We start from the raw sequence: 24,875 nt of genomic DNA, 5'->3' as shown, positions 1-24,875 counted from the left end.
GGAATTGTGGTTATGGATTATAAGTTGCTGGATAGTGGTGATGGAAACAAATTAGAATGTTTTGGTCCTGTGACTTTAATACGTCCTTCAGGTGTTGCTGTTTGGCCAAAAAGTAGCCCGCACCTTTGGTCTCAAGCACAAGTACAGTATGTCCGTCAGGGAGAGCAGGGCTTTTGGAAAAGTTATAAGCATGTTCCTGAAGAATGGGTAATTTCATGTTATGATGTCCGTTGCCTATTAAAGAAAACCCCGTTCGGCCATTTAGGCATGTTTCCTGAACATATGGGGTTTTGGCCTGCTTTGGAAGCGGCTATTCAGAAACATCGGGATTGTCGGGTACTAAACCTTTTTGCTTATACGGGAGCAAGTTCAATTTTTGCAGCGAAATGCGGGGGACGTGTGACTCATGTAGATGCTTCTCAAGCAGCTGTCCGTTGGGCTCAAAGGAATGTAGAGGAGAATGTTTTTCATGAAAAACGCATTTTTTGGGTTGTTGAAGATGTCGTATCTTTTTTAAAAAAAGAAATTCGTAGAAACAGAGGGTATCACATAATTCTTTTAGATCCTCCAACCTATGGCCGAGGGCCTAACAAAGAAATTTTTAAAATAGAGAAAGACATGTTTTCTTTACTTTCCTTGTGTTCACGACTTCTTATAATGGACGCCTCTTATTTTCTATTGACTTCTCACACTCCAGGGCATACGCCAGAATTTTTAAAAGCTATAGCAAGACGTAGCCTAACGCATCTTATTCCAGAGGGGTGGTCTTGTGGGGAAAGTTTTTGCGGAAAAGGTGAAACAGCATTACCTGCTGGGAGCTTTGTTCAATGGAGTGCATAGGAAAACATAATTTTCGAGTTAAAGAAGCTCTATCTTTAAAACGTTCTCGTTGTAGAAAGAGCTCCTGGTTTTTGGTAGAAGGAACTCGTGAGATTCAAAAGGCATTGCATGCCGGATATATCTGTCAGCATGTTTTTTGTGGAACACATCTTGTAGAAAAAGAAAAAGAATTTTTAAATAAACTAAAAAAAGATTCTATAGAGGTTTTATATTGTTTAGATTCTACTCTCGCTCAACTTTCTTTTAAGGAACATTATGACAATTTTATTGCAGTTATGCAGAAAAAGATCTGGAGCAGGGAAGATTTTTTGACCCAACGTAGGAACATTCAACCTTTTTATCTTATTATTGAGCAAATAGAAAAGCCTGGCAATTTGGGGGCTATTTTAAGAATTGCTGATGGCGCCGGTGTAGACGGTGTTATTTTATGTGATCCTGTTGTGGATCTATACAATCCGAATGTAGTGAGGTCTTCTTTGGGAGCTGTATTTTCTCTTCCTATTCTTTCTCTGTTTATTACTGAGGTACAAGAACTATTAAAACAGGAGGGTTGGCAAGTTTTTGTAACATCTCCACAAGCAGAACAATTGTATTTTTCTAAAAATTATCGGGGGGCGACAGCACTAGTATTTGGTTCAGAAAAAGATGGTTTAACTAAGAACTGGTTCTGCGAAGATTTTTTGAAAATTGCTTTACCTATGTGTGGGGAATCTGATTCTTTGAATCTCTCTGCCTCTGTAGCTGCTGTAGCTTATGAAGTTGTTCGTCAACGCTGGCTTAATTAATATATGAAATTGTTTTTTGAAAAACTATTAATATATTGATTTTTCTTTAAGATAATTTTTTAATTGCTCTTTGTAAACTTGATTTTTAATCTTTTGTTTTGCAATACTAGATCTCTTTGTAGTACGGCGAAGATTGTGTTCCTTTAACAAGCATGATTTTCCGGACAAAGAAATTCGTGAGTTTAAAAGAGGAACAATGAAAAAACGGTTTCCCTCACCGCTCTTTTTTCTTTATCGCCGTCTTACCTTAGCCATTAGCCTTGAAGGTGTTCTTGGTTGGGGGCAGTTAGGTAGTCTTTTGTCTAAAGGTTTTTCTTGCCTAGTAGCCTGTTGGAACTGGCTCCCCTTGCCCTCTCCTTTACGTGTGCGTGCTACAGTCATTAGTGTAGGCAATATTGTGATTGGAGGAGCAGGAAAGACGCCGACGGTATTGTGGTTGGCAGAGGCCTTGAGGCTTAAAGGGTATTCCTGTGGTGTGCTTTCGCGTGGCTATAAGAGTGAATCAAGCCGAAGGAAAGAACTCACTATTGTAAACGCGAAAGAGCATTCTGCATCCTATGTAGGGGATGAGCCCTTATTAATGGCAGAAAAGCTCCCTGAGGGCTGTGTATGGGTACATAAAGATCGAAGAGTATCGGCAGCAAAAGCTGCAGAAAAGTTTGATTTTTTGCTTTTAGATGACGGTCTTCAGTATCGCAAGTTGCATAAAGACATAGAAATTGCTGTCGTCAATGGTCAGGATCCCCTTGGGGGACATGCATTTTTCCCTAAAGGTAGGTTAAGGGATTTTCCTGCTAGATTGAAAACTGTCGATGCTATTGTGATCAATGATGGGGGGGAAGAGTCTGAGACCTTAGTGAAGAGTATTTCAGATGCTTTGCGAGTGTCTGTAGTGCCTAAGATTGCTTCTGTGGTCTGGACACATAATGGAGAACATATTTCTGAAGAAACTCTTCGCGACCTACGTGTTGGTGTCTTCTGTGGGTTAGGATTTCCTCAAGGATTTTTAAATATGCTTAAGAAAGCAGGGATCCGTGTTTTGGGAAAGTATTTGCTACCTGATCACGTAGGAATAACAAAAAAAGAATTAAATTACTTTTGTCAGCAAATGGTGATGCGCCAAGGACAGGGTTTGTTATGTACAGAAAAGGATAGTGTAAAGCTTCCTCGATTATCTGAGGACTCAAGTTTATTGCCTATAGGCAAGGTGCAAATGCGTCTTTCTGTTAATGAGGAAAATGCGACTTCTCTTTTGAACATGATTGATCAAATACATAAAAACAGGGGTAACTGATGAAATTATGGATGAAGATCTTTATTGGATTGTTTGTCGGGGTTACCTTAGGTTTAGTTTTAGAAGATAAGGCTATCTTTTTTAAACCTATAGGGGACATCTTTTTAAATTTATTGAGCATGGTAGTCTATCCCTTAGTTTTCTGCTCAATGGTTTTAGGAATCGCCTCAATTAGCGATATGAAAAAATTGGGACGAATTGGAGTTAAAAGTGTAGGACTATATCTAGTAACTACGGCGGTAGCCATTGTCATTGGTTTGTGTTTTGCATGGATCTTTTGTCCTGGGAGTGGTTGTGATTTTACTGATTCTTCATTTGTGAGTGCGGAGCTTAATGTTGATTCAAAAAAGAACGCCACCTACTTTTTATCTACAATATCTCAGATTTTTCCATCAAATCCCGTGCGTTCTTTCGCTGAAGGGAATATTTTACAAATTATTATTTTTGCTCTTTTCTTAGGAATCGCTTTGAGGCTTTCTGGAGACCGTGGTCGTCCTGTGGAACGCTTTATTGATGGTTTCTCTGAGATTATGTTGCGTATGGTAAACATGATTATGAATTTTGCTCCCTATGGTGTCGGAGCTAGCATGGCATGGATCGCAGGAAATCATGGTTTAGGAGTGCTTTGGCAGTTAGGAAAATTTATCATTGCTTATTATCTTGCTTGCTTATTCCATGCAATATTTGTTTTTGGAGGGCTTGTCCGTTTTGGCTGTAATATGTCCTTTTCGAGGTTCCTTAATGCCATGATGGATGCTATTTCTTGCGCAGTATCTACGGCTAGTAGTTCTGCAACCTTGCCTGTAACTATGCGTTGTGTTTCTAAAAATTTAGGAGTTTCTACTGAAGTTTCTGGTTTTGTTTTACCTCTTGGGGCTACCGTAAATATGAATGGAACGGCAATTTTTCAAGGCATGGCTGCGGTTTTCATTGCTCAAGCATATAATTGTCCGTTACCTTGGGGTAGCCTGTTATTATTAGTGGTGACAGCAACATTTTCTGCAGTAGGTAGTGCTGGAGTTCCTGGAGGTGGTATGATTACTTTAGGTTCTGTGTTGGCATCTGTAGGTTTGCCTATACAGGGGATCGCGATACTTGCTGGGATTGATCGATTAAGAGACATTGTTGGTACACCAATGAACATCCTTGGAGATGCTGTAGTCGCTACTTATGTAGCTAGTCGAGAAGATGAGCTTACTTCCCCAGAATCTAAACAAGAACGTGTTAAAACTACAGAGAAGGTAAAGCTACATGATATTTGAATTCCAATTCCCTAAAATAGGAGAAACCAATTCAGGAGGGTCTATTGTCCGTTGGTTAAAACATTTGGGTGATCATGTTGCTAAAGATGAGCCTGTGATTGAAATATCCACAGATAAGATTGCTACCGAATTAGCTTCTCCGCAGGCAGGTCGACTTATTCGTTTCTGTGTGGATGAGGGAGACGAAGTGGCTGCTGGAGATGTTTTAGGCTTGATAGAGGTTGAAGATGCTTCACCAGAGACTCCCTTATCTTCTCAAGCTGGTTATGAAACAGGGTCCCAAAGATGTTTGGGTATAAGTTCCTCAGGCTGGTTTTCTCCTGCAGTCTTAAGTTTAGCACAGCGTGAGGGAATTGACTTTGATAAGCTTCAAAAGATTGCTGGTACAGGGCAAGGAGGGAGAGTTACTCGTCAAGATCTGGAAGCTTATATTTTAGAAGTACGACAAGTGGCGACTTCACAAATCTTTGAGGGGGAAGAGAGTCGTGTTCCTATGTCTCCGTTGCGTAAGGCAATAGCCTCCTCTTTACGTAAATCTTCAGATGAAGTTCCCCACGCATCTTTGATTGTCGATGTCGATGTCACGGATCTTATGAACCTGATTGCTGGAGAACGCCAGCGTTTCTTAGATATTCATGGGGTAAAACTAACTATCACAAGTTTTATTGTACATTGCTTAGCACAGACCCTAAAACAGTTTCCTCTGCTCAATGGTTCTTTAGATGGGACTACCATTGTTATGAAGAAGTCTATAAATGTTGGCATTGCTGTTAACCTTAATAAGGAAGGGGTCGTTGTCCCAGTCATTCACAATTGTCAAGACCGTGGTTTAGTAAGTATTGCGAAGGCATTGGCAGATTTATCTGTACGAGCTCGTTTGAATAAACTAGATCCTAGTGAAGTTCAAGAAGGCAGTGTTACTGTGACTAACTTTGGAATGACAGGGGCTTTGATTGGGATGCCTATCATACGTTATCCTGAGGTTGCTATTTTAGGAATTGGTACCATACAAAAACGTGTTGTCGTTCGTGATGATGATTCTTTAGCGATTCGCAAAATGATCTACGTTACACTTACTTTTGATCATAGGGTTTTGGATGGCATTTATGGTAGTGAGTTCTTAACCTCATTGAAAAATCGTTTGGAGTCTGTTACGATGAGCTAGAGTATAGCTAATATAATGGGCACTGAGAATGAACCCTCTGATGATTTCTACTGATGTATGTCAAGACATTCTAAGTAAGCAAAAAGAATCCATAAATTTTTTTTTCCAAACTTTTCAATCTGAAGAAACTATACAATTAGTGGAAAAAATGCTCGACCATTCGGGGTGGGTATTTTTTTCTGGTGTAGGGAAAAGTGGATGCGTAGCACGCAAAGTAGTAGCTACGCTCCAGTCTTTAAGTGAGCGTTCTTTATTTCTTTCTCCTATAGATTTATTACACGGTGATCTTGGCCTTGTGAATGCTGGAGATTTTGTCTGTTTATTTTCTAAGAGTGGAGAAACTCAAGAGTTACTAAACACTATTCCTCATTTGAAGAATCGTGGTGTTATTATTGTAGGAATTACTTCAGTTCCTTATTCTAATTTAGCAGCTCTATCGGACCTGGTTATTATATTACCTTCTGTTTCTGAATTGGATCCTTTTAATCTAATTCCTACAAACTCTACAACATGCCAGATGATCTTTGGAGATTTTTTGGCGATGTTGCTTTTCCATGGTCGAGGTATTTCTTTATCTGCCTATGGCCATAATCATCCTAGTGGGCAAATTGGCATGAAAGCTAATGGTAAAGTTAAGGACTTTATGTTCCCCAAAACAGAGGTGCCTTTCTGTAATCCTGAAGATAAAGTAGGCGTTTGCTTAGAGATTATTTCTGCTTATGGCTGCGGTTGTGTTTGTGTAATAAATTCGCAATTTCGTTTAATAGGGATTTTTACAGACGGAGATTTACGACGTTCTTTAGCTTGCCACGGGGGAAAGGTGCTTTCCTTATCTTTAAGTGAAGTCATGACTCCAAATCCTCGATTTATTACCGAGGATGCGGATATTGCTATTGCTTTGCAGCTTATGGAAACTAATAGCCCTGTAGCTGTTCTTCCTGTTTTAGATAATGAGGAAAACAGGCATGTGACAGGTTTATTACATATGCATACCTTGGCTAAGGCAGGCCTACTTTAAGATTCAAGAAAAAATATCGGAAGAGAGGGTAAGCTGGATTCTGTCTATAAGATAATCTTGGGACTATCTTAAAGGGCAACCATTCATCTAGGGGAGCTATTACTAGATCCCTCAAGCGACTTCGAAAAAGCCTATGGAAAGGAATCTTTCCATATTTGCAGATACAAAAAGCTTTTTTCTCTTGCTTCAGATAGGGTTTGCATGTCTATTAAGTCACCTTAATAGCTCCTACTCCTAAAGTAGGAATTTTCAGCCTGTCTATAAAATAAATTTTATAGCGGAGTGTTTTCTGTTGCACTTTCCGTAGCCTTACGGCCCCTGGAATTTCTCCAGTATCTTCTCTTGTGAAGTCCAGACTTTCCTCTCTTTATGCTTCTTTAAAAAACATAAACAGCGGTTGCCTTTCTCTTCCGATTGAATCTATACAGCGGCACGACGACGACGACGTTTTGCTGTGGAACTTTCTTGAACGTTTGCTTGAGATTCTTGCCAGTAAAGAATTCTTGAGCAGTGTTCACAGAAAATTAAACGGTCTTTCTTTCTTACGAGATTTTCGTGTTGAGGGGTTAAAACAATATGACAACCACTGCAAACACGATTTTCAATAGGAACAACAACTCGATCTTTTTTATTATTTAGTAAACGCTCGTAAATACTCAGTAGTTCAGGATTGGTTGTATGCTTTAATGCTGACCGCTGTTCGAGTAGAGATTTACCTTCTTCATTAATTTTTTTAATGCTTTCAAAAATTTCTTTTTCAATAACACTACTGCTATTTTCTGTAGAAGCCAAGCTTTCTTTGAGAGAAACAATCAGGTCTTCTCCTCCAGCCTGTTTGTCCATAAGATCACTAAGCTGATGTTCTAAAGATCGACGTTCTTTATTTGCTGTAGTCATTTCTTGGGTAAGAGCATTAAACTCATCCATTTTTTTTACAGCAGCTTGTTGATTTTCTAATTTGTTGATTTGCTCAGAAATTTCTTGAATTCGGTTCTCACCATCTCGAATTTGATTTTTTAAATTTTCCATTTCGAGTTCTTTTTCCTGAACTTTTCGACGAATGTCACTTTTTAAAGACTGGACTTTAGCCAGTTCTTTCTGGTGTTCTTTCTTTACGCGCATAAGGCGAATCATTTTAATATCAAGCTCTTGAATGGCTAAAATGCTTAGAAGTGCGTCATGCATGAAAATTATTCCTTGCTTAAGTTTCCTAAATGAAAGCCAAAAATCACTGGAGTTTAGGAATGCGATACATGTGAAGAAAAAAGCTAGTTTACTTCTTTTTAAGCAAGAAGTAAAGAACGTTTTTTTCTAGAAAACATTCTTGTAATTTTGTGGAAAAGCAAAAACCGTTTTTTAGAGTGAATGACTAGAGACTTTGACAATGTTTTAATCAAAATATTTTTGAAAGAATCTTTTAAGATTTTTTTGAAAAATATACTTTCTTGGATCCTAGCAAAGGTTGGACTGTAATTTTTGAATTATTGCGAAGAGAATGTTGAATTGTTCTACAGAGCTTCATTGTCATTCTATATTGTTAAAGGGATCCTGAAGTACAACTAATAAAGATTTTTGAGGATAACGTAGAGCCATATTTTGAATTGCATCCAGTAGGGCACGTTTACAAAGAGCAGGCATTTGTTTTCTTGGGTTATAAACAAATCCTTTTCGGGGAAGAGTTTCTTCTGAAGGGACCTCATAGACGGAAGTAAAGAGAGGGAGAGCAGCAATGGCTGCATGATTTTCTATGGCTGCTGTAAGACAGTGTTCATAAGTAAGTAAAGCACGGTTATAATATTCTTGCACGTCTTTTTCTTCAGGGAATTCATCACATGTAGGACCGCGTACATGCCCTAAGAAAGTAGGAAGAATGCTCTCTTTTTCTTTTCCAGTTAAATTACGATCGATAGTTTGATTCAGGGAATTTTTTGGAAGTTGTGTAATTCGGGTCTCAGTAAGAAGAAAGGGGACCTCTTCCTGCGAGGAGTCCCCTTCTCTATGCTTGCCAGCTTCCCAGGGAGTTTTATTGTTTAAATTAGAATACAATACAGTAGAAAGATTCGTTGCATTGTTACTCACTTGCGAGCCTGAAGTTGAGGCTACTGGATTAAAGATAATTCCTGTAGATTGGCCTTTTGGAATGACTTTAAGACCAGTTAAGAAGACTGGTTGAAAAGCCTGAGATACATCCCTTTGTATTGCTAGTTTGAATTTAGGGTTCAAACGATTGTAATAGAAAAACATATGTTTTGAGTAACAGTTTACATTATTTTCTTGCCATCCCTCCGATAGGGGCTCGAAATTTTGTTTTAGAGGTTGACGCCAGTCTGGGGAGACCTTTGATGTCATTTGGTGATAGACTAGAAAGGTAACGACAGAAAAGAGTACTGTTGCAATTAAGAGAGCTAAAAATATAGGATTTGCTAAGACTACAGTTAGAGCAATTCCAGATGCTAAGGTTCCTAAAACTAAAGAGGTAAGGATGACAAGAGTAGAAATTTTTAAAGCAGTAAAACGCTTTTTAGGAGCTATCTCTTCATCTTTAGGAAGATAAGAGGTTACAGAAGCTAGTGGCTTCTCTACAGGTGAGGGGCCTGACATAAAAATATTTTATTTTTTTAAACGTTTTCTGTAATTTTAACAGTTTTTTATTTAGTCGTGTGGAAAATCTGGAATAGTGGAACCAACCTTTTTTAATACAGATTGGCTTGGAACAACCGCTATAGCTATAAAGACATTGCGTAAATAATGAGAAGAGATATAGCGGGAGATGATGCAAAGGGGAACTAAAGCTAGAAAAATAAGAAAATATAAAGGATGGACACACAACCCCATGGCTAAGGCAGTCGTGACTACAGCAAGCCAACTCAAGATAATTCCTAGCATCGATAGAAAAGCAAGTTTTAGATTATAGCGAGCCGGTGTTGCTGGTGCAAATAAAGAAGGTGTTGCTGAAGTATGATTACGAGTAACTGGAGTAGCCATAAACTATAGGAGTTAAAGTTTTTGTGCGAAAAACCATTCTAAGTGTAATAAAGTTTTCTGTCACGAAGATGCTTTCACTAAAAGAGTTGCGGGAAGGTGGGAAAATTTTTGAAATTCTTGGAAAGTAATAGGTCCCTGGCACCAATAGATTTTTTCAGGAAATTCTGGGAAGATTTTAGCAAAGGCTCTTACAGTCGAAGGACTTGTAAAGATAATTTTTTTATATGAAGAAAAAAAAGTTTTTTTAAATTTTCTAGGCCTTACTGTGTAGTGAGAATAAGAAAAGAAAGTAAATTTTTTATAAAGAAAATTTTTGATAACAGGCCTCGCAAGTGCCGAATGTGGATAGAGAATCCGCGATGTAGGGGGAAGAACCTCTAGCAGAGGTAAGAAACCCTCAGCAATTTCCTGAGTTGCTACGTTATATGAGGCTTTTGGCAGCAGGGAGAGGAGTCTTTCCTTAGTAGCTACTCCTAAGCAAAGATACTCTTTTGTTTTAATAAGTGTATCTTTATGAGCAAGTTGAGTCATTCTAGAAAGGAAGAGTTGGGCTGATGAGGGGCTAGTGAGAATTATATGTGTTGCTTGTGGAAGGAAATGAAGAGCTCGTTTATTTTGTGGAACGCTTTTTGCATAAGGGCAAAGAGTTAAAATAGGAAGATGGTGAGCTCGGTATGAGCGAGCCGTTTTTTGATTGAATCCTAAATAGAGGGTCATGGGTATTTTAGCTTAAAAAGAAAGACTCTTAAATTTTTGTACTTTGAAAACAATATATTGAAAACAACTTTTAGTTTTTCGGTTAATGAGCCGATTGACATTTTTCATTTTGAAATATAGGCTGGTTTTTTCTGAACTTAGGGGTTCTCTCTATCAAGGTTTAATCTATAGAAGTTCTTGCTACAAAGTTTTTGAGAAATATAGAAAGTTCGCAATAGTACAAATATTTATCAAGGTGGTTACCCGTGGTTTCATTGTTGCATAAGTTTTTAGAAAATGCTTCGGGGAAAAAAGGACAGAGTTTAGCGTCAACAGCATATTTGGCAGCGCTCGATCATCTTTTAAACGCCTTCCCTTCCATAGGGGAAAGAATCATCGATGAGCTTAAGAGTCAGCGTTCTCATTTAAAAATGATTGCCTCTGAAAATTATTCTTCGCTCTCTGTGCAGTTGGCTATGGGGAATTTGCTTACGGATAAATATTGTGAGGGAAGTCCTTTTAAGCGTTTCTACTCCTGTTGTGAAAATGTAGATGCTATTGAGTGGGAGTGTGTAGAGACAGCCAAGGAACTTTTTGCCTCAGGCTGTGCTTTTGTTCAGCCCCATTCTGGAGCCGATGCTAATTTATTAGCTATTATGGCTATCTTAACTCATAAAGTTCAAAGCCCAGCTGTAAAGAAATTGGGTTATAAAACTATCAATGATTTAACAGAAGAAGAATACACCCGACTTAAAGCTGAAATGTCCTCTTGCATTTGTTTGGGACCTTCATTAAATTCTGGTGGCCATCTGACCCATGGGAATGTACGTTTGAACGTGATGTCTAAGCTAATGCGTTGCCTTCCTTATGATGTTGATCCAAATAGCGAGCGTTTTGATTACACTACAATCTCTCGTTTAGCAAACCAATATAAGCCTACGGTCCTAATTGCGGGCTACTCTTCGTATTCCCGAAGATTAAATTTTGCAACTTTAAAACAAATTGCTGAGGATTGTGGAGCTATACTTTGGGTAGACATGGCACATTTTGCAGGGCTAGTTGCTGGAGGAGTTTTTGTTGATCAGGAAAATCCGATTCCCTATGCAGATATAGTAACAACAACAACACACAAAACATTGAGAGGGCCTCGAGGAGGATTGGTTTTAGCAACTCAAGAGTATGAGGGTACGCTTAATAAGGCGTGTCCTTTGATGATGGGAGGCCCTTTGCCTCACGTCATTGCTGCTAAGACTATAGCTTTAAAGGAAGCTCTCTCTGTAGATTTCAAGAAATATGCTCATCAAGTAGTAAGTAATGCTCGTCAATTAGCAGAACGGTTTTTAAGTCATGGACTTCGTCTTTTGACAGATGGAACAGATAATCATATGATGGTGATAGACTTAAGTGCTTTAGGAATTTCTGGAAAGGTAGCTGAAGATATACTAAGTTCTGTAGGGATTGCTGTGAATCGGAATTCACTACCTTCTGATACTATCGGTAAATGGGATACTTCAGGCATACGTTTAGGAACCCCTGCATTAACAACTTTAGGTATGGGTATCGACGAAATGCAAGAAGTTGCAGATATTGTTGTGAAAGTATTGCGAAATATTCATTTAAGTCATCATGTTGAAGGGAATGCTAATAAAAATAAAGGGGAGCTTCCTGAAGCTATAGCTCAGGAAGCTAGAGACCGAGTTCGTAATTTATTATTGCGTTTTCCGCTCTACCCTGAAATTGATTTGGAAGCTTTGGTTTAGTTAGGAGATAGATTATTTTATGACAGATGGGGAAGTTCATAAATTACGTGACATTATAGAGAAAAAACTTCTAGAGGCGCGAAGGGTTTTTTTTTCAGAACCTGTAACAGAAAAAAGTGCTTCAGATGCAATTAAAAAACTGTGGTATTTAGAATTAAAGGATCCTGGAAAGCCGATAGTTTTTGTGATCAATAGCCCAGGAGGCTCTGTAGACGCAGGTTTTGCTGTCTGGGATCAAATTAAAATGTTGACATCACCAGTGACTACGGTAGTTACAGGTTTAGCAGCTTCCATGGGTTCGGTATTGAGTTTATGTGCAGCTCCTGGACGCAGGTTTGCAACCCCTCACTCTAGGATTATGATTCATCAGCCTTCAATAGGCGGACCAATCACCGGACAAGCAACAGATCTAGACATTCATGCTAGAGAGATTTTAAAAACAAAAGCTCGCATTATAGATGTCTATGTAGAGGCCACAAATCAACCTCGAGACCTAATAGAAAAGGCTATCGATAGAGATATGTGGATGACAGCTAACGAAGCTAAAGATTTTGGTTTGTTGGATGGGATTTTATTCTCCTTCAACGATCTCTAACTATTTTTTATATTCTGGAGCAGGAAATCGCTTTCTTCTTAGTGAGAAAGTTCCCGCAACTAAAGAATTAAAGTTACTTTGTGAAGAGACACAGGTAGATGGTTTTTTGTTTTTAAAACCCTCTTCTTGTGCTGATGCCCGACTCATTATTTTTAATTCTGATGGATCACGTCCTACAATGTGTGGAAATGGCTTACGGTGTGTTATTGCTCATCTAGCTGTTGATATCGGTAAGTCAGAAATATCTATAGAAACGGATAATGGTATCTACTCAGGGTATTTTTATTCCTGGAATCGTGTGCTTGTAGATATGACTTTGTCAGATTGGCAGTTCTCTATTCATGAACTAGAATGGAGTCCTGATCCTCTTCCTGAGGAAGTATTTTTCATCAATACCGGAGTCCCTCATGTCGTTGCATTTGTTCCTGAACTTGGTAATTTAGACCTTGCTAGGTTAGGCCCTTTCCTAAGGAACCACCAGATATTTTCTCCTCAAGGAGTCAATGTAAACTTTGTTCAGGTAATAGGACATTGTGAGTTACGTGTGCGTACTTATGAGCGTGGGGTAGAAAGGGAAACTGCAGCCTGTGGAACAGGAGTCTTAGCTTCTGCGCTTGTTGCTTCGAAGTGTTATGGATGGAACAGCTCTGTATATATTCGGACTTGGGGAGAGGCCTCTATGACTGTCAGTAAATCTAAGGATCGTGTTTATCTCGAAGGCCCTGTACGTAGAAACTTGCAAGTGGTTTAGATTTTTTATCATTAAGAACTTTTAAAATGTTGTTCAGGGATAGATCTTGCTCTCTAACTATGATTTTCCTATAATCGCAATTTATGATAGCGTATCCCATACCACAAAACCCTCTTCTGCTAAGAATCCTTCGTCTTATGGATGCATTTTCTAAGTCTGACGATGAGAGGGATTTTTATTTAGATCGTATTGAGGGCTTTATTCTCTATATAGATTTGGATAAAGACCAGGAGGACCTAGATAAGATTTATCAAGAGTTAGAAGAAAATGCCGAGCGGTATTGTCTAATTCCAAAGTTAACGTTCTATGAAGTTAAAAAAATTATGGAAACGTTTATCAATGAAAAGATTTATGATATAGATACAAAAGAAAAGTTTCTTGAAATTTTGCAATCTAAAAATGCTCGGGAGCAGTTTTTAGAATTTATTTATGATCACGAGGCAGAATTAGAGAAGTGGCAACAATTTTATGTAGAACGTTCTCGAATTCGAATTATAGAATGGCTTCGCAATAATAAGTTTCAGTTTGTTTTTGAAGAAGATTTAGATTTCACAAAAAATGTTTTAGAACAACTAAAAATACACTTGTTTGATGCAAAGGTAGGCAAGGAAATTGCTCAAGCACGTCAGTTGTTATCTAACAAGGCTAAGATTTACTATTCTAATGAGGCGTTAAATCCTCGTCCAAAGCGTGGGCGTCCTCCAAAACAATCAGCCAAAGTAGAAACAGAAACTACAATTTCTAGTGATATTTATACAAAAGTTCCTCAGGTGGCTCGTCGTTTCCTTTTTTTACCTGAAATTACCTCACCGTCTTCAATTACCTTCTCAGAAAAGTTTGATTCTGAAGAAGAATTCCTTGCGAATTTGCGGGGATCAACACGTGTGGAAGACCAACTGAACCTAACGAATCTTTCCGAAAGATTTGCTTCTCTTAAAGAACTATCCGCAAAACTAGGTTATGACTCCCTATCTACTGGGGACTTCTTTGATGAAGAAGAGGTCGAGGAACCTGTCGCTAAGACAAAGGGAAGTAAGCGTGGTCGCAAAAAATCTTTATAAAGTCTCTGACCTAGATTAAAACATTTCTATTCTAGAAAGATACTCTTTGAGTTTCTTTACATAATCTTATTATAATTTTTATATTAAGATATTAATGATTTTTTATAATAAAAAACTCTTTTTTTAACGAAAACATTGTTATAATTTAATGTTTAGTTATATTTCATTTTATTATAGTTAATAGTTTCTTATGCCTTTATTAGATTCTGGAAAAATTCACACAGACAGAGTCACTTGTAGTTTAAAGACATATCTTCACCAGACAAACAATAACCAGTTAACAACCCGTCTAATTCGTACGAGCTTCATTTTTTCTTGCCTATTGTTTATTGCCCTCTTAACTCTACTGCTCGTGAATTTTATTCCATACGGAATTGTTTTGGTAACTGCTTTTACAGGGGCACTGTTGGGTAGCTTTTTAGGGTTACTTATTACTAATATTATCCCTTTAGGCTGTCTTCTTTTTAGCCTTATTCGTACTTATAAAAAGAATAAGAAAGCTTTCCAGACTAACAATATTGCTCGAGATATTTATTACCAGGGGTTACGTCCTTGGGATCTAGGAAGAGGAGCTGTAGATTCTAGTCATGTTCGTATATCGAGAGCCCTATTTTCTCCGTTTCAAAAATATGATGTCAGTAATTCCTTGGCTATTAAGATGGCGCTATTTATGGAGAACTTTGTCTCTGAACCACCTCAAGAATTATCGATTGATTGGGCCCGCGTCGTACGAGATTTTAGACCATACGTCAGGTCCTTATTCTTTATTATAGAAGAAGAAAAAACGTCCGCTGCTAGAGGAAAGAAGAGCATTGTTTGTGAGGCATTTCGCTCCGATGATGATGCCCACCTGGCTATGATAGATTGTTATCATTTGATCCATTCTAAGTTGATTGTAGAAAAAAAGCATTTTAAGAATGTAGATATTCTTCCAAGTGTGATGATCATGTGCGATTATCCTGGTCGTGCTGGCGAAGGCTATCGAGATGGACTGTCACGTGTCTATGGTGGTGAGGGGATTAAGGATTTTCCTATTCTGGTTCCTAATGAGCGCTTGCCTATGGGTCCTCTATTCATACCTAGACATCCCTATAAAGGGCTTGGTGGGGAGAGGGGGTTCGCTGAGCGTATAACGAGGAATCATGATATAGTTTCAGGTTTAGATGAGCTGCTAGAATTATGTATTTTTCAAAGGAATCTTTTCGCCTTGCAATGGGATAATATCTCTCTAAGGCGTACTAATACTTCTCAAGGTCCTATGATCAAAATTCGTTCTTTCCAACCCAGGGTTTCTCAGATTTCTCCAGAATATGGTCCACTATGTAGTTCCCTAGTACAATGGGCTTCTGTTCTAGGTTCTAATGAGCAATTGAATTGGTTAGAAGCGAAGATTAAAGGTTTAACATTTCCGAAAAGTTTAGGTAGTAAAGATGCTGTTGTTATAGATGAAACTATCTCTGAGGAAAATTCTATTGATTCTCAGTCAGAACATAATTCTCTAATTATTAGAAATATAGAGGGTGAAACCTTTGGTGCGGGCAGGTCATCTCAAAGTACATCTGCGGCTGAAGAATTGTCTTCCTCTACAGGAGAGACCAGTACAACATATATCCCTACGTCTGAAGGAACATCTACGCAGTCTGACAACTTTCATTTGGGATATGCTCTTGTACAGAGAGAATTTCTAAATTATGAGCCTCCACCAGAACCCCTAGTAGCATTTACAGACAAGGAAAAACAGTTGCTTCTCGAGGCAATCGATGCCAGGGCCAATGAGTTGAAATTTTATAACGATTATTTAATGGCTTACGGCTTACGCATAAAAAGCTTGGAAAGAGAACATCCAACCTACGGACCAAATCGGTTGCGTAAAATAATCTTAAAAGATCAAAAGGAAAGGTTGGAAGAAGTTCTAAAAACTAGACAGCTCAGGAATTCCATTTTGTCTTATGGGTTTGTTGCAACTAATAAGAGGGGACGCTCTTCAGTTTTGACATCTTTAGTAGAATGGGTTGTAGATGGTTTTGATCTATTCAGGACTGATCGAGAAAAGTTCTCTCGATTAAAGTTGAGCGGTGATTCAGAAGAAGACGAAACGTCTAGAAATAATGTATTGACCCAATTCCAATTGAAATCAGATAGTGAGCTCCTTTACAAGGGAATACGGGTGATCGAACCTGGAATAGAAGATTGGTATAATCATCCTGATCAAGCGGCAGAGATTCGGTCTTTACTTGAGGGGTTGACTCGAGAAGGGCGGATTTCAGGATACCGTGAGGATCAGCCCTGTGTGAGATATGTTCTTAGAGATGTGAGTGAAGGACGTAGAGAGGTCCTCGAGCTTTTAGAGAATTTAGTGAGCGCGGGTGAGATTTTTAACTTCTTTGAGTCTCCAGATGAAGAGGGCAGTTTCGTTATCCATAGTGATGCTCAAAAGACTTATCAGCTGAAGCGCCGGCTCCAGAGCTGTGTTAAGAAGAAACTAATAGGCAGTTTTGCGGATGAAAGTTCTACTAGAGGTCGGTTTATTATTTTAGTTTAACCTTCAAGTATAATTACAACTTCCTGCTATCCTTAATTCTCCAATAAAAGCTTCTAATGACAAGTATTATTTATTTTTTTTGTAATAACCAGATAGTAGCTACTCCTAAAAATAGCTTTTTCTTTTTCTTTAGATAAAATCCTGATTTTAGAAATAGATCTTCAAGATTGTGATCTTGCGGAAGTTGTTGTATGCTCGTACTGAGATATTTATAAGCGTAGGGATCTTTCGAGAAAAGTTTTCCAATCCAGGGGACAACGGTATGTAAATAGAGTTTATGGGCGAGATAGATTGGGCTTCTTTTTACTGGAAGGGTAAGTTCTAAAATTCCTAGTCTTCCTGAGGGTGTAAGGACTCGGGCAACTTCCTGTAAGGCTTTATAGGGGTCAGGGAGATTTCTTAGACCATAGGCCATAGCAGCTAAGGGATAGGAGTTATTTTCTATCGGAAGTTGAGCAACATCTCCCAGAATAAAGAAATAAGAATCTTCCCGAAGATGTTGCTTCGCAATATTGAGCATTTCTGAGGAGGAATCAACGAGTGTTATCAGCGATTTAGGGTAGGTTATCTTATACTGTTTGGCGACTTTTCCTGTTCCTGTACAGAGATCTAAAAGCGATCGTTCAGCCCCTAGCATGCGGATCAAAGAGCGGTTCCATAAATGGTGCATTCCTAAAGAGAGTATTGCATTGATGCGATCATATTTAGTGGCTATGGCATCAAACATTGTTTTACAATCAAGCTTGTTGGTAAAGGATTCCATAATATTCCCTGAATTTTTTTAAGCTTGCGTAGTGTTCTTCTCCGAGTCGGTAATGGCAAAGGGTATAGTATTTTTTAAGAAGGGATGGATTTAGCCCTGTGTGTTCATGGGCTTTCCGCACAACCTCTTCAGGTGAGGACTCGAAGCGTTTTAGTGCTTCTTCTAGAGCTAAGTTCGGAAGAGGGTTCTCTTTCCAAGAAGTGTTGTGAAGGAGAACAGCAAATACAAATGGAAGTTTGGTGAGCTCGTACCATCCTGAAGCAAGATCAAGTGTTATAAATCCCGGGATTTCGGGATAGCTTAAAGCAGCATCTCCAATCAGAAGCAGGCCGTCATAATCTTCAGGAGTTTGTCTGACCACTTTTGTGGTTGGAAACCTTAAAATATGGGGAGTTGGGACGCACCAGAGATATTTAGAGAGAACTTTAAATAGTCCTATAGAAGAACGACTTTCCAAAGTTGCAGCAATACGAGGCTGAGATGCAGTAAAGAATGTAGGTGCTGCATAGAGATTTACACTCAGAATCTGTTGGTGCGCTGCTATTCCAAATCCTGGGATGTAACCTAAATTGTTAGAGATGGTTCCTAGTGAAGAAGTGAGCGCAACATCAAGTTTATCATCGATTAGCAAGGCAAGGAGTTGTGCAGGAGGCGCGAGAACACACCGAAGATCTTCTCTTTTTACAAGTTCAAGAGAAAAAGGAAATGAATTAATATAATTTACGCAGCCGAAGTTTATACGTCTTTCGAATTGGTCAGACACGGTATTTTCCCTTGTTTTTTTATGAGAGCTGCCATGCCCTCAATATCCATTTTTATAGGTTTTTGAGATGATGCCATCTGAAAGACTTTTTCTCCCATATGTGTTGAAGAAAGGTCATTGGCACCACACGAAAGTAAGTATAGAGCGGTATCTATGCCTAAGTAATTCCATAAGGCCTTCATATTATCAAAGTTATCTAGGAATAACCGAGCCGTTGCCATTAAAGATTCTAAAGGAATTGTATGAACAGGTCTGAGTTTTCGTAATCTTTGGCCTAGGACATTGTTTTCTTGTGCAAATTTTAGGATTATGAAGTTTTTAAATCCTTGGGTTTCATCTTGTAAGTCACGAGTTTTTATCATGTGAGTAATTAAGTCTTCGGCGGATTCTGTATGATAGCAAAGCATAGTGATATTACTATAAATTCCCTGTTTATGAGCAGTTCTATGGATCTCCAGAAAGTCTGAGGAAGATAGCCGTTTCGGTGCTAAAACATGGCGTATTTTATCGACAAGGATTTCAGCTCCTCCTCCAGGCATAGAATCAAGACCAGCATTCTTTAATGTGGAAAGAACATCTTTAATAGGAATTTTATGAAGATCAGAAAGATAAGCATATTCAATAGCAGTAAGGGCTTTAATATGGATCTGAGGGGCATGGTGTTTGATCTTACCGAATAGGTCAATATAGTATTGAAGATCACAAGCAGGATAACACCCTCCTACAATATGCACTTCGGTGATAGGGGTTTTTACATTGCGGATCTGCTGTAGAAGATCATCTGGAGAATGCAGCCATCCTTTAGCATCGCCGGGTTTTGCATAGAAAGCGCAAAATTTACAGTTGAAATCGCAAAAATTGGTAGGATAGAGATATAGGGTTGAAGAATAGTATACAGTATCACCAACTCGTTGTTTGCGAATTTTATCCGCAAAATTCCAAAGGGTATGCTGATCTTTTTTATTGTTCAGAAGAAGAAGTTGTAGAGCGTCTTCTCCATTTAGGCGTTCTTGAGAAGTAAGCTTTTCAAATATAGGGTATAGAGGGGAAACCTTAGGAGGCTGTGGGAGGTACGTCGTCATGCGATGAATATCTAGGTGTACTATTCTCTAGGGACTTTTTATCACAGCCTTCTGTTTTGTCGCATGGTTTTTTTTGGCAGCAATCTGGTTTTTGACATCCCTTAGAAAGGGGTCTACCAAGTAAATGGGAGCCTAAACACAGAATACCAATACCTAATCCTAACAATACTGTTGCACAGCAAACAATAAGAAAAAGCGTCATCATAAGAGACCTTTGGTAGGATACTTTATTAGTTTAAATCCACCCAGATTGGGGAACTCCAAGCCATTGCGTTATCTACTTGAGTCACTCTAAGATAATAAAATACAAAAGGTGTTTTGCCGTTAGGATCTTTGAGGGTGACTGAATTTAGGGGCACCATATCATCATATTCGTAATCAAAGTTGTTACTTTCAGGAAAGAAGGTATGAAGGGCCTCGCCATTACGAATGATTTCCACAGTTTTTAGTAGCGCCGTGCCTGCTACATGTCCAGAGATATGACGGTTGACATGGAGCCCAGGTTTAGAGCCTGCAGAGAGTTCAGAACCCATAGGCGCTGAGGTGATGTTAAAGCTAAGTACAATCCTAGGTCCCGTTGTAGCATAACAATGACGGGCGAATAAAGCCTCCACAAGTGACTCACGATTGTATTTATTGCAAACGATTGCGGTCAAACCAGGTGGGTATTGGACTTGGGGCGAATCAAAGAAATGTTTATAGATTCCTCGATCGTCAAGGCCTCCTGCAACAAAGCCAAAGCGTAAATTTTTCTTCAGTCCTTCAATGATTGTCCCCCGAGGATCTTCGGAGTCTCTACCTTGAATTGGGAATGGATTATTTAGATTTGCTGTGGTTTCTGAAGATCCCCAGGCATTGTAGATCTCTACAACTCGTTCGAATTCTGGATAAAAATTTTCAAAGTCAAAGCCGTGTTCTTTAGAAGCTGTGAATGTAGGAATGGAAATTATGTCGTGATTAACGGTGCTTTTATAGAGTTTAGCTAAAGGAACATGTTTATAATCTTTATGTTTCGATAGGGACTTGTTTTCCTTAGTATGGAGGATATGGCGGATGCCTTCGAGGTGGGGTTCTCCGCTATATTGGAATCCAGATAGTGTAATGAAGCGATCTTCTTCATTAAAGTCAGAGACTGTTTGGTTAATAAGTTTCCAAACATCTGGAGTTAGATTTTCTTGGTTCTCGAATGATGAGGAAGCGTAAAAATTTAGAGCGCGATCGTCACGGAAGTAACGCATACATGTTTCAATATTTTCTTCTGAGTCTACGCGTTCAGATTCTCCGTGAAGAAGTCCCCACATAAGATTAGGAGCGGAGTCAGGGAAACATTTGATAGGAGCCGAAATAAAGATTTCTTGGGTAGAGAGATTTTTTAATTGGATGCGATAAATTCCTGGTTCATTGAAGTACAGATTAGGAAGAATAACAAATCCTGTTTCTGGAATAAAGAGTTGCCAGTTTAAATTTTCTCTCAGGTGTTCATAGGAAAGCTCGATACGGGTATCTTCAGGAGAAAAATTAGTTAGGTTGCCGAATTCATCTTCGAATCTTACTGTAATATCGAATCGTTTATTTTTAACAACATAGGATGGGGTAAAGATTTCTATTTTTTTTAAGACATTTCCCCGGATATCCATCGAAAAAACATCTGGTTCATCATAGTTTCCTTGGCCCGTAGGATCAACATAAAGGTAAAAAGGCTTGCGACGCTGTGCAAAAAGCTGAGCTCCATTCCCAATATGATCGACTTGAGAATCATTGGGAGGGGCTCCAAGAACAATAGTAAGATTTTCTCCTACTTGGAGTTCATAGGGTAGAGTGAACTCGAATTGTGGGATAGGATTATGTCTTACAGGGATGGCAGTGGCTTCGAGGATTTCACCTTCAGGCATTTCAGCATAAATTACATTTTTAGTTTGAGAAAGATCTGTTGATGGAGCTTCCCAATCTGTTGGTTTCCCGCTTCCTCCTAAATCAAATTTACATTTGGTGCCCGCGGGGAGTGGTGTAGCCAGAGAATAAAGAAATTTCCAAGTGGAAATTTGCCCTGCTCGAGCTATGGAAGGATTAACGTAACAAACAGATCGTCGCATAGTAAGAGGGAGATTTTATATGACTTAAAAGCCCCATCATATACTAATAGTGAGGTTTTTCTCAATCCCCGTCTTTGTTTAGTGCTTGTATAGCTTCGTCTACGCTATTGAATATTTGAAAGTAGGAAAGAAATCCTGTGACATAGAGGGTTTGTTCTATAGTTTTTGGAACTGTAGTTAAGACAATTTTTCCAGAATGTTGTCCTACTTGGTGGTAACTTTGCAACAATACTCGAATCCCTGCACTAGACATATAGTCTAGATGAGCGCAATTTAAAATAATGTTTTTCGATCCTGCTGCTAGAGATTGAGAGATATTTTCTTGCACTTCTGGAGAGGAAATTCCATCGAGTTTTCCGTGGAGATGAAAGATTGTTGTCGAACCGCGTTCTTCTTTTTGGATGTCACTCATCTAGATAGTTCCTCTAACTGTAGGGGGCTTAAGTTGTCACTCTGATAAATTTTCAACTTTTTTGCCAAGAGATTTTTATTGGCTTTGATTTAGCATCTTGATGTTGATGGATAATAAATGATGATGAGAGAATAAAAATAGTAGAGAATAATCTTTAGGATATTGAATTTATTAGGAGATATTGAATTTACGTTTTCTTGGTGTGATTTTTAGTTTCCCAACATTCCGTTCTGTACAGGTAATAATTTCTATATCAAAATTTTCATGATGGATGCGCATTCCTTTCTGTGGAACAGCGCCGACTTTATGAAAGACATGTCCTCCTAAAGTATCATAACTATTTTCATGATCTATTTTTAAGTTGAAGTATTCTTCAGCATCAGAAATGTTCATTCTTCCATCTACAATCCAAGAGTTACCAATTTTCTTATAGGGGGTATCTTCTTGGACATCATGTTCGTCTGCAATCTCTCCGATAATTTCTTCGATGATATCTTCCATCGTAGCGATGCCTTCTGTGAAACCGTATTCATTAACTATGATGGCGAGATGGCGGTGCTTTTGCCTAAATTCCTGGAGCAGAGAGGATGCTTTTTTAATTTCTGGCGCATAAAATGGAGGCTTTGCTACCGAGGCTATAGGTTGGCTGAGATCATGACTGCTTGTATAGAGTAGGAATAGATCTTTAACAAGAAGGACACCTGTTATGTTGTCTAAATTTTTTTTATAGACAGGAACACGACTATAGCCCTCTTCACTCACGAGTAGTAAGGCTTCTTTTAATGTAGTTTCTTCAGGCAGGGCAAAGATATCTACCTTAGGGATCATTACCTCACGAACGATAAGATTATCAAAAGCAGAAAGGGCTTCTGAGAGTTGGCTTTGAAACGATGTTGAAGATCGTGCGTGTTGTTTGGGATCACGTCTACAAAATACAAGTTGTAGAGGAAAGAGACAAAGCTGTAATACTGAAGCTATAAAGCGTAAATGGGTTGTGGTTTTTTTAGGTAATTTTATAGATAGCCATGTAGGTAGGAATCCATATGCTATAAGAGCACTTACGGGATATAACGTCCAGAATAGCATATCTTTGTAGGGGATTTTTGGTGAGAGGGTAGTGTAAATTTTAGTGCCAAGGACTCCATAGAAAATAGATAGGAAAAAGACAAGAATTGTAGGTGCACTGGGGAATAATGGGTACTCTCTACCTTTATCTTTGAAGAAGCGTTGCTGTAGGTTTTTTAGAAATTTTGAGGATCCATGGCACGATTGTTCAGTAAGCCCGAAAGCAAAGAACAAGAGTATACAGAGTATGGCTAAAAAAACGTAGAGCATGTTAAGCTGTTAGCAAGGCATTTTTTTTTCTTAACATACATAGGAGTTGATTTTCTTTAACTCTCATTTTTCTTTTCTCCTCCGATGAAGTGTCGCTGTATCCAAGCATATGAAGAATAGAGTGGACGAGATATCGAGAAACTTCCTCATAAATATCTTCACTTATTGAAGACTTTTTCTCTAAAAATCTAAGAGCTGCCTGTGGACTAATGAAGGCTTCCCCTAAAACATGAGGATAGGTTGGACATCCTGGAGCATCAATAGGTAAAGTAATCGTGTCGGTAAGAGAAGGATCCCCGAATATTTCATTGTGCAGCTTTGCAAGTGCTTGATCTTCTAGAAAGTAGACGAATACTTCATTTGTTGTCACTTGTAAAAAAGCTAAAAGTGTAAGAACCAAATTTTCTGCAGATACCAAATCGATAGACATACATGTTTGGTCATTAATGACATGTACTTTGATTTGGTCCTGCATTAGATGAATCAAATTTCTACAGAGGAAAAGAACAAATTTATTTTAAAATAGGAGTCTTAGGCAAGCCTGTGACTTTCTTCGCTGTGTCGCTCCAACGGCCTAGCTTACGTAAGACTTCTACTCGCTCAAAACGCTTAAGAACATTTCTTTTGGTAACCCCTTTCACAGATTTACCATAACTACGATGTCGAGACATAACTTTACTCTAGCAATTAACCTATTTTTGGGATAAAAACACTATCACTACTCAATGCACTAAGATGCACCTTATACGCAATTCTTGGAGCTGGCGCTGGATGCACAATGGCATACTTGGGTTTGCGTTTCTTAGGACTTTTTGCCCTGCGCCGAGCTTGCTTACTCATTCGTGTCATAAATAACTCGATATTGAATTTTTTAATTTCTCCAGACAATAGAAATGGAGGATACGGAGTACTTTATAAGAAAGAGGATAGTAAAAGAAGAGTTTTTTTTCAAGAAGATGGCTTCTTTTAAGCACCCTCATCCTTATATAGGTTATTGGAGATCGGTGAAGAAGGACATGCCATGGGCGTTGAGAGGACTCCACAGGAGATGATGTATTTGAAAGCATCCTCAATTTTCATATCTAGAAATACGATATCAGATTTTTTGAATAGGGTAAGAAATCCTGAAGTTGGATTTGGGGTTGTGGGGATAAAAACGGTAACAAGAGGATCATCTTCACTTTGTCCTGTACAACATACTGTTGGTGCATCTCCAGCAACAAGACCGATGCAATGAATATTTGTATTTGGGAAAGGGACCATAACTACTTGTTTGAAGGATCCTGACTTGGATCCGAATATAGTCGTCATGACTTGTTGTGCGGCCTTATACACAGTCTTGATAATCGGAATGCGGTGTAAGATTTTATCATAGATAGAAAGTACTGACTTGAAAATCATAATTCTTGTGAGAAATCCTAAGAGGACTGTAGCGAAAAAGAGACCAAAGAGTAGGATGATTTGCAATCCAAATTTTAAAAGAGCTCTGTGTTTAGCATAGAAGCTAAATTTCTCAAAGAATTCTGAGACTAGGCCAACAAAAGGTTGGGTGAGGAAATTCATGATCATAGTAACGACAGCAATGGTAATTGCTAGAGGGAGCAGAATAACGAGTCCTGTGATAAAATGTTTTTTCATGATTATCCTACAGAATATGAGGAAATGAGAGCTGA

General features: G+C 38.6%; 26 protein-coding genes and 1 other RNA gene. 11 read left to right on the top strand and 16 right to left on the bottom strand.

Translation table 11 applies throughout. The features are described 5' to 3' along the window. Positions 1 to 12 precede the first annotated feature (12 nt). The 6 genes from C834KP_RS02420 (at position 13) to C834KP_RS02395 (ending at position 6,364) form a co-directional block, all read left to right on the top strand. Positions 13 to 840 carry an RsmD family RNA methyltransferase gene (locus tag C834KP_RS02420; RefSeq protein ID WP_108896607.1) on the top strand — a complete coding sequence of 276 codons (828 nt, stop codon included), beginning with the start codon at positions 13 to 15 and terminating at the stop codon, positions 838 to 840. Next, positions 828 to 1,625 carry an RNA methyltransferase gene (locus tag C834KP_RS02415; protein ID WP_108896606.1) on the top strand — a complete coding sequence of 266 codons (798 nt, stop codon included), beginning with the start codon at positions 828 to 830 and terminating at the stop codon, positions 1,623 to 1,625. The genes C834KP_RS02420 and C834KP_RS02415 overlap by 13 nt, the downstream gene beginning before the upstream one ends. A 196-nt stretch (positions 1,626 to 1,821) precedes the next feature. Further along, positions 1,822 to 2,919, top strand: coding sequence for a tetraacyldisaccharide 4'-kinase (lpxK, locus tag C834KP_RS02410; protein ID WP_108896605.1), 1,098 nt, complete (start codon positions 1,822 to 1,824; stop codon positions 2,917 to 2,919). Further along, positions 2,919 to 4,181: a dicarboxylate/amino acid:cation symporter gene (locus C834KP_RS02405; protein ID WP_108896604.1), complete on the top strand. Its 1,263-nt coding sequence runs from the start codon at positions 2,919 to 2,921 to the stop codon at positions 4,179 to 4,181. The genes lpxK and C834KP_RS02405 overlap by 1 nt, the downstream gene beginning before the upstream one ends. After that, a complete protein-coding gene (locus tag C834KP_RS02400; RefSeq protein WP_174165552.1) occupies positions 4,174 to 5,346 on the top strand; it encodes a dihydrolipoamide acetyltransferase family protein in 1,173 nt (390 codons plus the stop codon). Before C834KP_RS02405 ends, C834KP_RS02400 begins: the two co-directional genes overlap by 8 nt. Before the next feature lie 28 nt (positions 5,347 to 5,374). Continuing rightward, positions 5,375 to 6,364: a KpsF/GutQ family sugar-phosphate isomerase gene (locus C834KP_RS02395; RefSeq protein WP_108896602.1), complete on the top strand. Its 990-nt coding sequence runs from the start codon at positions 5,375 to 5,377 to the stop codon at positions 6,362 to 6,364. A gap of 13 nt (positions 6,365 to 6,377) precedes the next feature. Here C834KP_RS02395 and rnpB read toward each other — a convergent pair. The 5 genes from rnpB to C834KP_RS02370 all read right to left on the bottom strand — a co-directional run bounded on the left by rnpB (position 6,378) and on the right by C834KP_RS02370 (position 10,066). After that, positions 6,378 to 6,777: RNase P RNA component class A (gene rnpB / locus C834KP_RS02390), an RNA gene on the bottom strand. A gap of 7 nt (positions 6,778 to 6,784) precedes the next feature. Continuing rightward, entirely contained in the window at positions 6,785 to 7,549 is a 765-nt protein-coding gene (cdsZ, locus tag C834KP_RS02385; RefSeq protein ID WP_108896601.1) for a zinc ribbon domain regulatory protein CdsZ, read from the bottom strand. 339 nt (positions 7,550 to 7,888) lie between these two features. Beyond that, complete coding sequence (locus C834KP_RS02380) at positions 7,889 to 8,965, bottom strand: hypothetical protein (protein WP_108896600.1); 1,077 nt, start codon at positions 8,963 to 8,965, stop codon at positions 7,889 to 7,891. A 51-nt stretch (positions 8,966 to 9,016) separates the two neighbouring features. Beyond that, a complete protein-coding gene (locus C834KP_RS02375; protein ID WP_108896599.1) occupies positions 9,017 to 9,349 on the bottom strand; it encodes a hypothetical protein in 333 nt (110 codons plus the stop codon). Positions 9,350 to 9,409: 60 nt separating this feature from the next. Then, complete coding sequence (locus C834KP_RS02370) at positions 9,410 to 10,066, bottom strand: uroporphyrinogen-III synthase (protein ID WP_108896598.1); 657 nt, start codon at positions 10,064 to 10,066, stop codon at positions 9,410 to 9,412. A 245-nt stretch (positions 10,067 to 10,311) separates the two neighbouring features. Between C834KP_RS02370 and C834KP_RS02365 the strand changes: the two genes are divergently transcribed. The 5 genes from C834KP_RS02365 (at position 10,312) to C834KP_RS05385 (ending at position 16,754) form a co-directional block, all read left to right on the top strand. Then, on the top strand, positions 10,312 to 11,805 hold the full coding sequence (locus tag C834KP_RS02365) for a glycine hydroxymethyltransferase (RefSeq protein ID WP_108896597.1): 1,494 nt from the start codon (positions 10,312 to 10,314) through the stop codon (positions 11,803 to 11,805). Between the two features lie 19 nt (positions 11,806 to 11,824). Further along, on the top strand, positions 11,825 to 12,400 hold the full coding sequence (locus tag C834KP_RS02360) for an ATP-dependent Clp protease proteolytic subunit (protein WP_108896596.1): 576 nt from the start codon (positions 11,825 to 11,827) through the stop codon (positions 12,398 to 12,400). Beyond that, complete coding sequence (gene dapF / locus C834KP_RS02355; protein WP_108896595.1) at positions 12,369 to 13,151, top strand: bifunctional diaminopimelate epimerase/glutamate racemase; 783 nt, start codon at positions 12,369 to 12,371, stop codon at positions 13,149 to 13,151. Before C834KP_RS02360 ends, dapF begins: the two co-directional genes overlap by 32 nt. 83 nt (positions 13,152 to 13,234) lie before the next feature. Beyond that, complete coding sequence (locus C834KP_RS02350) at positions 13,235 to 14,212, top strand: UPF0158 family protein (protein ID WP_108896594.1); 978 nt, start codon at positions 13,235 to 13,237, stop codon at positions 14,210 to 14,212. A gap of 190 nt (positions 14,213 to 14,402) precedes the next feature. After that, positions 14,403 to 16,754, top strand: coding sequence for a hypothetical protein (locus C834KP_RS05385; RefSeq protein WP_231911703.1), 2,352 nt, complete (start codon positions 14,403 to 14,405; stop codon positions 16,752 to 16,754). A 70-nt stretch (positions 16,755 to 16,824) separates the two neighbouring features. Here C834KP_RS05385 and ubiE read toward each other — a convergent pair whose 3' ends face one another. From ubiE to C834KP_RS02285, 11 genes are all read right to left on the bottom strand, one after another. Continuing rightward, on the bottom strand, positions 16,825 to 17,517 hold the full coding sequence (gene ubiE / locus C834KP_RS02335; RefSeq protein WP_108896593.1) for a bifunctional demethylmenaquinone methyltransferase/2-methoxy-6-polyprenyl-1,4-benzoquinol methylase UbiE: 693 nt from the start codon (positions 17,515 to 17,517) through the stop codon (positions 16,825 to 16,827). Then, complete coding sequence (locus tag C834KP_RS02330) at positions 17,492 to 18,280, bottom strand: menaquinone biosynthesis protein (protein WP_108896592.1); 789 nt, start codon at positions 18,278 to 18,280, stop codon at positions 17,492 to 17,494. The genes ubiE and C834KP_RS02330 overlap by 26 nt, the downstream gene beginning before the upstream one ends. Continuing rightward, a complete protein-coding gene (locus C834KP_RS02325) occupies positions 18,253 to 19,362 on the bottom strand; it encodes a CofH family radical SAM protein (protein ID WP_108896591.1) in 1,110 nt (369 codons plus the stop codon). The genes C834KP_RS02330 and C834KP_RS02325 overlap by 28 nt, the downstream gene beginning before the upstream one ends. Further along, complete coding sequence (locus C834KP_RS05380) at positions 19,334 to 19,567, bottom strand: hypothetical protein (RefSeq protein WP_108896590.1); 234 nt, start codon at positions 19,565 to 19,567, stop codon at positions 19,334 to 19,336. Before C834KP_RS05380 ends, C834KP_RS02325 begins: the two co-directional genes overlap by 29 nt. A gap of 25 nt (positions 19,568 to 19,592) precedes the next feature. Continuing rightward, the gene (locus tag C834KP_RS02315; RefSeq protein ID WP_108896589.1) at positions 19,593 to 21,455 is read right to left on the bottom strand and encodes a DUF3604 domain-containing protein; all 1,863 of its coding nucleotides are present in this window, start codon (positions 21,453 to 21,455) and stop codon (positions 19,593 to 19,595) included. A gap of 61 nt (positions 21,456 to 21,516) precedes the next feature. After that, positions 21,517 to 21,867: an anti-sigma factor antagonist gene (locus tag C834KP_RS02310; RefSeq protein WP_108896588.1), complete on the bottom strand. Its 351-nt coding sequence runs from the start codon at positions 21,865 to 21,867 to the stop codon at positions 21,517 to 21,519. A 171-nt stretch (positions 21,868 to 22,038) separates the two neighbouring features. Beyond that, a complete protein-coding gene (locus C834KP_RS02305; protein ID WP_108896587.1) occupies positions 22,039 to 23,202 on the bottom strand; it encodes a transporter associated domain-containing protein in 1,164 nt (387 codons plus the stop codon). 1 nt (position 23,203) lies between these two features. Further along, positions 23,204 to 23,677 (bottom strand): rRNA maturation RNase YbeY, encoded by a 474-nt coding sequence (ybeY, locus tag C834KP_RS02300; protein WP_108896586.1) that lies wholly within the window; start codon positions 23,675 to 23,677, stop codon positions 23,204 to 23,206. 37 nt (positions 23,678 to 23,714) lie between these two features. Further along, positions 23,715 to 23,873, bottom strand: coding sequence for a small basic protein (locus tag C834KP_RS02295; protein ID WP_108896585.1), 159 nt, complete (start codon positions 23,871 to 23,873; stop codon positions 23,715 to 23,717). Positions 23,874 to 23,889: 16 nt separating this feature from the next. Then, positions 23,890 to 24,051 (bottom strand): hypothetical protein, encoded by a 162-nt coding sequence (locus C834KP_RS05375; RefSeq protein WP_108896584.1) that lies wholly within the window; start codon positions 24,049 to 24,051, stop codon positions 23,890 to 23,892. 117 nt (positions 24,052 to 24,168) lie between these two features. Then, positions 24,169 to 24,840, bottom strand: coding sequence for a DUF502 domain-containing protein (locus tag C834KP_RS02285; RefSeq protein WP_108896583.1), 672 nt, complete (start codon positions 24,838 to 24,840; stop codon positions 24,169 to 24,171). Positions 24,841 to 24,875 lie beyond the last annotated feature (35 nt).

The sequence above is a fragment of the Chlamydia serpentis genome, assembly GCF_900239945.1.
Lineage (GTDB): Bacteria > Chlamydiota > Chlamydiia > Chlamydiales > Chlamydiaceae > Chlamydia > Chlamydia serpentis.
This window is presented reverse-complemented; position numbering and strand designations above follow the sequence as displayed.